The organism is Microbacterium indicum DSM 19969, from assembly GCF_000422385.1.
In the GTDB taxonomy this organism is placed as follows: Bacteria; Actinomycetota; Actinomycetes; order Actinomycetales; family Microbacteriaceae; genus Microbacterium; species Microbacterium indicum.
On the sequence record NZ_AULR01000017.1, the window covers coordinates 59,313 to 68,821 of the forward strand.

The following is a 9,509-nucleotide window of genomic DNA, read 5'->3' on the forward strand; positions in this document are numbered from 1 at the left end:
GGTGATGGTATCAATCCGGTAGCAGATGGGTGCCCGCTCACCCCGCGGCGAGCGCCTCGACCTCGTAGATCCGCGCGACGTCGACGGCCGACGACGACGGGTCCGTGATGAGGATCCGCACCGCGTCGGCCGAGACCGCGTCGAACGAGGTCTCCCAGGCCGCGTCGGTGTTGCCCTCGAGTGCACCGACCTGCGTCCACCCGTCGGCCGTGCGGAGCTCGACGGTCGCGGAGCGTAGGACCGACGCGGCGCCGTCGCCTCCCGTGTAGCCGCTGCGGATGCGCACCGTGTCGACCTCGCGGTCCTCGCCCCACTCGGCGGTGAGGGTGGGATCCGCGTCGTCGGGCGCCGAGATCCAGCGGCTCGCGTCGATGCAGCTCCCGTCGACGGCGAGCGCGCCGCCCGTGTCGTCCCGGTTCTGCGACGAGACCGTGACGTCGGATCCGAGCGCGACGTTCTCGCGGTCGTCGGTCCCGCGCAGGGAGGCCACGAGGTCGGCCGCCGTCGATCCGTCGAGGAGCCCGTGCCGCGGCAGATCCGCGACCTGCAGGCGGCCCTCGGCGGGGGTCGTGATGTAGACGTGGTCGGTGCCGCGCTCGTCCGTCACGGCGCCGAGGCGCTGCGGGTTCGACGCGGGCTCGCCGACGAGGCCGAACGACCAGGATCCGGATCCGGGGCGCCGCTCGCCGACGACGACCGAGCTGAGCGATCCCGTGACGCACGAGTTCGTCTGCACGACGGCGTACACGCGGCTCGTTCCGCCGGCACGCGTCGCGCCGAGGGCCGCGACGGTCTCGGCGCCGTCGAGCTCGGCGCCGTCGATGAGCGACTCGAGAGACCAGGATCCGCCCTGCCAGGTCGCGTACTTGACGACGTATCCGTCCGACGCGCCCGTGCCCGCCTCGCGGAAGCGGTAGACGATGCCGTCGAGCGCGTTCGCGTGGATCGACATCTTCGCGCTCTGCAGCGCGGGGGCGTAGGAGTCGGCGTCCTCGCCCTCGATGAGGGGCTGGTACACGACGGCTCCGCCGGAGTCGGGCGTCAGGGGCGCCTCGAGGGTCGCGCCGGCGGCGTCCTGGAAGGCGCCCGTCGACGGGTCGTAGACGGCGTACGAGCCGAGGTGCCGCGAGGGGGAGGCGGGGAACTGCGACCACTCGAACAGGATGTGGACGCGGCCGCGGTCGTCGACCTCGAGGTCGTCGGGGTAGAAGGCGGAGCCGCGGGCGTCGCCGACGACCGTCTCGAGCGACCAGGTGCCCTCCTCGACGTCGTAGCGGTACAGGCCGCCGGTTCGGGCTCCGCGGTCGTCGCGGCCGACGCGGACGAGCGCGTAGACGTCGCCGTCGGGGGAGCTCGTCGTCACGGGGTAGGTGATGCCGGCGCCCTGGTCGGGCATCGCGGCCGACGCGTCGACGAGGGATCCGACGTCGCCCGCCTCGGTCGAGCGGAAGTAGTGCCAGGCCTCGTTGTGCATCGACGTGAACACGTGGATGTCGCCCGCGCCGTCGACCGCGATCGACGGCTGGTTGTGGCCGTTGTCGTCGGCGAAGGTCGCGCAGGTGCCTGAGGCGTCGTGCAGGCAGCCGGCCTGCCAGGATCCGTCCGCGGACTGGGCCGCAACGTGCACCTCGTGCGTCGCGGCGGTGGGGCCGGGCGCGTCGAAGGCGACGTAGGTCGTGCCGTCGGCGCTGTCGACGGGGTTCCACCACCCCGCCTGGTTCGAGGAGTCGACCTCGAAGGGGAGGTCGGAGACGGTCGTCGCCGCGGTGGCGGCGGCGGGGGTCGTGACGAGCGCGGCCGCCGCGAGCGGGACGGCGGCGAGCAGGGCGAACGGACGGCGGAGAATGCCCTTTCGGGCGTGCGCGTGGAGCAGCATCGGTTCCTCATCGAACGGGTGCACGGACAGGTCGCCTCAGCGTGCCAGCGCATGCCCGGCCGCCGCGACCCCTGCGCCCCACTCGCACGGAAATCGCACATCGCTCTGCCCACCTCCTGCCCAGCGCGCGCAGATAGCCTGGTCGTGTCGGGACGGCCCGGCCGCAGAGACCGCATTCGGGACGCCCCGCGGAAGGAGCCGATCCCCGTGGACTGGCTGATCCTCATCTCATCCGGAGCGCTCGAGGCGGTGTGGGCCACGGCGCTGAGCGCGTCGAAGGGCTTCCGCCGCTGGCGCCCGGCCCTCCTCTTCGTCGTCTCGATGATCGCGAGCATGGCGGGGCTCGCCGTCGCGATGGTGACGATCCCGACCGGAACCGCCTACGCCGTGTGGGTCGGCATCGGCGCCGTTCTCACGGTCCTGCTCTCGGCGATCCGCCGCGAGGAGCGCATCACCTGGGCCCGCGCGGGCCTGCTGATGCTGCTCGTCGGGTGCGTCGTCGGCCTCAAGGCGGTGAGCTGATGCCCTGGGTGATCCTGCTCGCGAGCGCCGTCCTGGAGGCCGTCTGGGTGACGGCTCTCGGCGAGTCTGGCGGCCTCCGGCTCCCGGTCCCCACCGCGATCTTCGCCGTCGGCGTGACCCTCAGCATGCTGGGCCTCGGCTACGCCGCCCGGTCGATCCCGATCGGCACCGCCTACGCGGTCTGGACGGGAACGGGCGCCGCCCTGACGGTCGGCTTCGCGATGCTCACGGGGTCCGAGCCCGTCACGGTTCTCCGGCTCCTCTTCATCGCGGGCATCGTCGGCGCCGTCATCGGGCTCAAGCTCGTGAAGCCGGGGGAGGCGAGCGCGGATCCGGCGGTGGGACGATAGCGGGATGCAGATCCTCGCCGCCGTCGCGGGCGTCCTGCTGCTCGTCGCGTAGAACGCGGAGACGGCCGCTCGCGAGGGCGGGAGCGGCCGTCTCCGCGTTCTCCGTGCGTCAGGCCGCGAAGCGGGCGGCGACCTCCGCGAGGAACCAGTCGGATCGGTCGTCGATCTCGGAGGACGAGGTCATCGCCGTCAGGGGGAGGATGAACTCGTCGACCCCCGCCTCGGCGTACGCGCCCATGGCGTCGACGATCTGCTGCGCGGATCCGCCGACCGCGGGCCGCGACATCGCGGCGGCCTTCTCGGCCTCGCCGGGCAGGACGATCGCCTGCGTCGAGCGCCACAGCGACGACGAGGCGCGCCCCGCCTTCTCGAGAGCCTCCGTGAAGATCGCGTTCTTCGGACCGTACTGCGCGGGCGTCGACCAGAAGTTCCACTCGTCGGCGTACTGCGCGACGAGCCGCGGCATGACCTTCTCGCCCTTGCCGCCGATGAGGATCGGCAGGCTCTTCGGCCGCGGGTTGAGCGACGCGTGCTCGAGCGCGTACCTCTCGCCCGCGAACGTCACCCACGGCTCGTCGCGCAGGCGGGTCCAGATCTCGAGGGCCTCGCGGAACCAGCGGATCCGACTCGGCACGTCGCCGTACTCGATGCCGAAGGCGCGGTGCTCGTTCTCCTGCCACCCGGCGCCGACGCCGAAGACGAAGCGCCCGTCGGCGATGTCCGAGATCGCGGCGGCCTGCTTCGCGACGACGGCGGGGTTGCGGTAGGTGTTGCCGACGACGAGGGATCCGATCCGCACGTCGGGGATCGTCGCGGCGAGCGCCGCCAGCTGCGCGAACGCCTCCCCGCGCGGGCCGTTGTTCGGCTCGGCGGTGTTGTCCATGAAGTGGTCCTCGAGCCACAGCCCCCGCCACGACGCGTCGCCGGCGCGGGCGGCGGCGGCGTGCTGGGCCGACGACCGCAGCTCGGTCCAGGGCAGGTGGGCGGGCAGCCACAGCGAGAACCTCATGCGCCCAGGCTAGCTCCCGGCGCGCGCCTAGAATCGGGTACGTGGTCACCCGTCTCTCCAAACTGTTCGTCCGCACGCTCCGCGAGGATCCCGCCGAAGCCGAGGTCCGCTCGCACAAGCTGCTGGTCCGCGCCGGATACATCCGCCGCCAGGCCGCCGGGATCTTCGCCTGGCTGCCGCTCGGCCTCCGCGTGCGCGCGAACATCGAGCGCATCATCCGCGAGGAGATGGCCGAGGCGGGCGCCCAGGAGGTGCACTTCCCCGCGCTCATGCCGCGCGAGCCCTATGAGGCGACCGGCCGCTGGGAGGAGTACGGCGACCTGCTCTTCCGCCTGCAGGACCGCAAGGGCGGCGACTACCTGCTCGCCCCCACGCACGAGGAGGCGTTCACCCTGCTCGTGAAGGACCTCTACACGTCGTACAAGGACCTGCCGCTCACGATCTACCAGATCCAGGACAAGTACCGCGACGAGGCGCGCCCCCGCGCGGGCCTCCTGCGCGGCCGCGAGTTCACGATGAAGGACGCCTACTCCTTCGACTACACCGACGAGGGGCAGGACGCGTCGTACGAGGCGCAGCGCGACGCCTACGAGCGCATCTTCCAGCGCCTCGGCATGGAGTACGTGATCGTCAAGGCCGACGCCGGCGCGATGGGCGGATCCCGCAGCGAGGAGTTCCTGCACCCCACGCCCGTCGGCGAGGACACCTTCGTCCGCAGCCCGGGCGGCTACGCGGCGAACGTCGAGGCCTACGAGACGCCCGTGCCCGACGCGATCCCGTACGACGACGCCCCCGCGCCCGTCGTCTTCGACTCGCCGGGGACCGACACGATCGACACCCTCGTCGCGCACGCGAACGCGGTCGTCCCCGGCGCCCCCGAGGGCGGCTGGACGGCGGCCCACACGCTCAAGAACGTCGTGCTCGCCCTGACGCACCTCGACGGATCCCGCGAGCTCGTCGTCGTCGGCCTGCCCGGCGACCGCTCGGTCGACGACAAGCGCGCCGAGGTGGCGTTCGCCCCCGCCGAGGTGGAGCCCGCGACGGCCGACGACTTCGAGCAGAACCCGCTCCTCGTCCGCGGCTTCATCGGACCCTGGAGCGCCGAGGGCGCGATCCTCGGCGAGGAGTCGGCGACGGGGATCCGCTACGTCCTCGACCCGCGCGTCGTCGAGGGAACGCGGTGGATCACGGGCGCGAACGCCGGCGACAAGCACGTGCACGGTCTCGTCGCGGGGCGTGACTTCGCGTCCGACGGCACCGTCGAGGTCGCGAACGTCGTCGCGGGCGACCCCGCGCCCGACGGATCCGGCCCCGTCGCCCTCGAGCGCGGCATGGAGATCGGACACGTCTTCCAGCTCGGCCGCAAGTACGCCGAGGCGCTCGGCCTCAAGGTGCTCGACGAGAACGGCAAGCAGGTCACCGTGACGATGGGCTCGTACGGCATCGGCGTCACGCGCATCCTCGCGGCGATCGCCGAGCTCTTCAGCGACGACCGCGGCCTCATCTGGCCCGAGGCGATCGCGCCGTTCGACGTCCACGTCGTCGCGACGGGCAAGGCGCAGGAGGCGTACGACGTCGCCGACGAGCTGATCGCGGGCCTCGAGAAGGCGGGAAGGGACGTGCTCTTCGACGACCGCCCCAAGGTCTCGCCGGGTGTCAAGTTCGGCGACGCCGAGCTCCTCGGCGTTCCCCAGCTCGTCGTCGCGGGCCGCGGCGCGGCCGACGGCATCGTCGAGCTCTGGGACCGACGCACGGGCGAGCGCGAGAACGTCTCGGTCGCCGAGGCGATCGCGCGCCTCACGGCCTGATCGGACGCACGACGGAGGGGCGACGCGGCGGAGAGCCGCGTCGCCCCTCCGTCGTGCCGCGGCACCGTTTTCCCTCCGTCCATGTCTGTGAAACTCCGTGGACATTCCGTCCTGGCATGATGCCCGCACCGGCGTCGCGCGACGGCGGATCCCCCCGATCAGACACCCGACAGGGAGACCCCTTTCACATGTCACAGCAGACATCACACCCGCGGCGCATCGTCGCCGGGATCGCGGGCGGCGCGCTCGCCGCGGGAGCGCTCGTCGTGCTCCCCGCGGCGGGAGCCGTCGCCGCGGTCGACGGCTCCGACGTCGTCATCAGCGAGGTCTACGGCGGAGGCGGCAACAGCGGCGCCCCGCTTGCGAACGACTTCATCGAGCTCCACAACCCGACGGGATCGGCGATCGAGCTCTCGGGAATGACGCTCGAGTACCGCTCGGCGGCCGGCGGATCGGGCGGAACGCTCGCGCTCGACGGCACCGTCGAGGCGGGCGGCTACTTCCTCGTGCAGCTCGCCGCGGGCGGCAACGCCGACGCGGGCGCTCTCCCGACGCCCGACGCGACGGCGGACATCAACATGTCGGGCACCAACGGCCGCGTGTTCCTCTACGCCGCCGACAGCGGCTTCGACAGCTCGCTCGCGGGCGACCGTGCGGGCGCCTCGGGCCTCGTCGACATGGTTGGCTTCGGCTCGGCCGCGAGCTTCGAGGGCGCGGCCGCGCCGACGCTCTCGAACGCGACGAGCGCGCAGCGCGTCGACCCCGCCGCCGACTCCGACGACAACTCGGCCGACTTCGCCGCCGCGGCCCCGACCCCCGTCAACTCGGCCGGCGAGTCCGAGGGCGGCGAGACCGATCCCGGCGAGCCGGAGGAGCCCACCGAGCCCGGCGACGTCATCTCGATCGCCGACGCGAACCAGCTCACGAGCGGCACCGTCACGGTGCGCGGCGTGGTGACGGCCGTGTACGCCGAGGGCGGCTTCAACGGATTCACGATCCAGGATCCCGCGGGAGACCCGGCCGACGGCGTCTCCGACGCGATCTTCGTCTACAGCCCCGCCTCGTATCCGGCCATCGGCGACAGCGTCGAGGTCACGGGCGGCCGCGTCGACTACAACGGCCTCGCCGAGGTGAACGGCGATCTCGTCACGAAGCTCGACGAGAGCCTCGGCGACGTCGCACCGTTCGCCGACTGGAGCGCCGTCACGACTGACGCCGGCAAGAAGGCTCATCAGAGCGAGCTCATGCAGTTCTCGGACGACGCCGACTTCGTCGTCTCCGACAACTACGACACGAACTACTACGGCTCGTTCGTGATCGCCGACGGCGGCCAGGTCGTGCGCCAGACGACGGCATACGTCGACCCGCACGACACCGAGGCGGTCGACTCGTTCGCGGCCGCCGAGCAGGCGCGCACGATCTCGGTCGACGACGGCCGCTCGACGAACTTCAACACGAACAAGGACCTCGCGCTCACCTACCTGACGCCCGAGAACCCCCTGCGCGTGGGATCGCCCGTCTCGTTCGCCGCGCCGATGGTCCTCGACTACCGATACAGCACGTGGGCCCTCCAGCCGACGCAGCCGATCGCATACGGCGACACGGGATCCGCGTACGTCAGCGTCGAGAACACGCGCCTCTCGACCGAGACCCCGGCCGACCTCGCGGGCGACATCTCGATCGCGAACTTCAACGTGCTGAACTTCTTCCCGACGACGGGTGAGGAGTACGCGGCCTCGACGGGCATCAGCTGCTCGTACTACACCGACCGCACGGGCGCGCCCGTGACGACGAACCGCTGCGGCGAGGTCGGCCCCCGCGGGGCCGCGGACGACGAGAACCTCGAGCGCCAGCAGGCCAAGACGGTGAAGTCGATCGTCACGCTCGACGCATCGATCCTCGCGCTGCAGGAGATCGAGAACTCGTCCGAGTTCGGCCAGGACCGCGACGCGGCGCTCGCCTACCTCGTCGACCTGCTCAACGCCGCCGAGGGATCGCAGGGCGACTGGGCGTACGCGGCCAGCCCCGCCGACCTGCCCGACGACGAGGACGTGATCCGCAGCGCCTTCATCTACCAGACCGACGAGGTCGAGACGGTGGGCGAGTCGCACATCCTGAACGACGAGGAGCACTGGTCGAACGCGCGCGAGCCGCTCGCTCAGGGCTTCAAGGAGGTCGGGACGAGTGATGACGACGCCTTCCTCGTCTTCGCGAACCACTTCAAGTCGAAGAGCTCCGGCACCGACGACGGAACGGGCCAGGGCAACTCCAACCCGGACCGCGTCGGCCAGGCGAACTCGCTTCTGGACTTCGTCTCCGACATCCAGGACGAGACGGGGATCGAGCCGGTCTTCCTCTCGGGCGACTTCAACTCGTACGCCATGGAGGACCCGGCCGTCGCGATCGAGGAGGGCGGGTTCACCAACCTGAACTACGCGCTCAACGGCGGCGAGCCGACCTACGTCTACGACGGCATGTCGGGTTCGCTCGACCACGTCTTCGCGAACGCCGAGGCGCTCGCGCTCGTCCAGGACGTCGACGTCTGGCAGATCAACGGCCAGGAGCAGGTCGGCTTCGAATACAGCCGCTACAACTACAACGCGACGCTGCTGTACGACGACTCGGTCTTCCGCACGAGCGACCACAACCCGATCCGCGTCGGCATCGCCGTCGGCGGCGACGGCCCCGTCGACCCGACGGAACCCGAGGCCCCCGCCTGGCAGCAGGGCTCGGTCTACGACAAGGGCGACCAGGTGACGTACCAGGGCGCCGTGTACACGGCCCAGTGGTGGACGACCGAGACCCCCGGATCCTCGGTCTACGGATCCTGGATGGAGCAGGGCGCCTCGATCGCCTGCGCCGAGGGCGACGAGACTGCGTGGACGTCGTCGCAGGTCTACACGGGCGGCGAGCGCGTCGTCTCGGGCGGCCAGGTCTACGAGGCCAAGTGGTGGACCCGGAACCAGAAGCCCGGCGACGCCTGGGGCCCCTGGCAGGTCGTCGGCTCCTGCTGACGCGAGGCCGGAGACAGCCGAGGCCCGCTCCCTTCCGGGGGAGCGGGCCTCGTGCCGTCTGGGCTCAGCTCCGGGAGGCAGGCAGGTCGAGCACGCCCGTCACGGAGAGGTGGTCCTCCCAGACGGCGATGCCCTTCACACCGGGGAGGCGGTCGCGTGTGAAGACGGGATCCTTCCCCGTGCGCCGCTGATCCCTGTAGTCGCGGATCAATCTGAAGACGAGCCCCGAGAGCAGCGCGACCGCGACGAGGTTGGTCAGCGCCATGATCCCCATCGCCGCGTCGGCGAAGTTCCAGATCACGTCGGCCGTCAGCACCGAGCCCACGGCGACCGACAGGAGCACGACCACGCGGTACCCGAAGAGCACCCGCGGGCTCGTCGAGATGAACTCGATCGACGCCTCGCCGTAGTAGTAGTTGCCGATCACCGAGCTGAACGCGAGCAGGAAGATGATGAACGCGAGCGCGATGATCGCCCAGCCTCCGAGCGTCTCGCCGAGCGCGAACTGGGTCAGCTCGATGCCGATGACGCCCTCGGGCGCCGCCGCGAGGTCGGGCACGGCGGTCAGCACGATGAACGCCGTGATCGAGCAGACGAGGAAGGTGTCGAAGTAGGGTGTGTCTGACAATTGTCTGGTCCAGGCGATGACGGCGTTGAGGATCACGGCGGCGCGGTAGATGATCGCGTGCTTGTCGTAGCGGGTGGCGAGTCCTCGCCATTGCTTGATGTGGCAGTAGCGGCGCTCGATGACGTTCCGGTTCTTGTAGTCGGCGGTATCGAGGCCGACGGGGCGGCCGCCGCGTGAGCCGCGCCGTTTGCGGTGTCCTTGCTGATCGGCGGGTTCGGGGATCACGGCCTTGATCCCGCGGGAGCGGAGGTGTCCGCGGATCGCGCGGGACGAGTACGCCTTGTCGCCCCGGACTGCGGCGG

At 71.2% G+C, this 9,509-nt stretch carries 7 protein-coding genes and 1 pseudogene; 4 read left to right on the forward strand and 4 right to left on the reverse strand.

Going from position 1 to position 9,509, the window contains the following annotated elements:
- Positions 1–37: 37 nt before the first annotated feature.
- Entirely contained in the window at positions 38–1,876 is a 1,839-nt protein-coding gene (locus H576_RS15565; protein ID WP_051172684.1) for a BNR-4 repeat-containing protein, read from the reverse strand.
- 207 nt (positions 1,877–2,083) lie between these two features.
- Between H576_RS15565 and H576_RS0111355 the strand changes: the two genes are divergently transcribed.
- Positions 2,084–2,398, forward strand: a complete 315-nt coding sequence (locus H576_RS0111355) for a DMT family transporter (RefSeq protein WP_029151033.1) — start codon at positions 2,084–2,086, stop codon at positions 2,396–2,398.
- Positions 2,398–2,748: a DMT family transporter gene (locus tag H576_RS0111360; RefSeq protein ID WP_029151034.1), complete on the forward strand. Its 351-nt coding sequence runs from the start codon at positions 2,398–2,400 to the stop codon at positions 2,746–2,748. The genes H576_RS0111355 and H576_RS0111360 overlap by 1 nt, the downstream gene beginning before the upstream one ends.
- Positions 2,749–2,857: 109 nt before the next feature.
- On the opposite strand, the gene H576_RS0111365 is transcribed toward H576_RS0111360, so the two are convergent.
- Positions 2,858–3,757 carry an LLM class flavin-dependent oxidoreductase gene (locus H576_RS0111365; protein ID WP_029151035.1) on the reverse strand — a complete coding sequence of 300 codons (900 nt, stop codon included), beginning with the start codon at positions 3,755–3,757 and terminating at the stop codon, positions 2,858–2,860.
- A gap of 41 nt (positions 3,758–3,798) precedes the next feature.
- On the opposite strand from H576_RS0111365, the gene H576_RS0111370 reads away from it, so the two are divergent.
- Positions 3,799–5,565: a proline--tRNA ligase gene (locus H576_RS0111370; RefSeq protein WP_029151036.1), complete on the forward strand. Its 1,767-nt coding sequence runs from the start codon at positions 3,799–3,801 to the stop codon at positions 5,563–5,565.
- Between the two features lie 188 nt (positions 5,566–5,753).
- The gene (locus tag H576_RS0111375) at positions 5,754–8,579 is read left to right on the forward strand and encodes an ExeM/NucH family extracellular endonuclease (RefSeq protein WP_029151037.1); all 2,826 of its coding nucleotides are present in this window, start codon (positions 5,754–5,756) and stop codon (positions 8,577–8,579) included.
- Positions 8,580–8,643: 64 nt separating this feature from the next.
- Here the strand turns inward: H576_RS0111375 and H576_RS16430 are convergent, their stop codons facing one another.
- A complete protein-coding gene (locus H576_RS16430) occupies positions 8,644–9,150 on the reverse strand; it encodes an alanine:cation symporter family protein (protein ID WP_425411272.1) in 507 nt (168 codons plus the stop codon).
- Positions 9,151–9,192: 42 nt separating this feature from the next.
- A pseudogene (locus H576_RS17215) lies at positions 9,193–9,509 on the reverse strand (IS5/IS1182 family transposase); the annotation flags it as partial.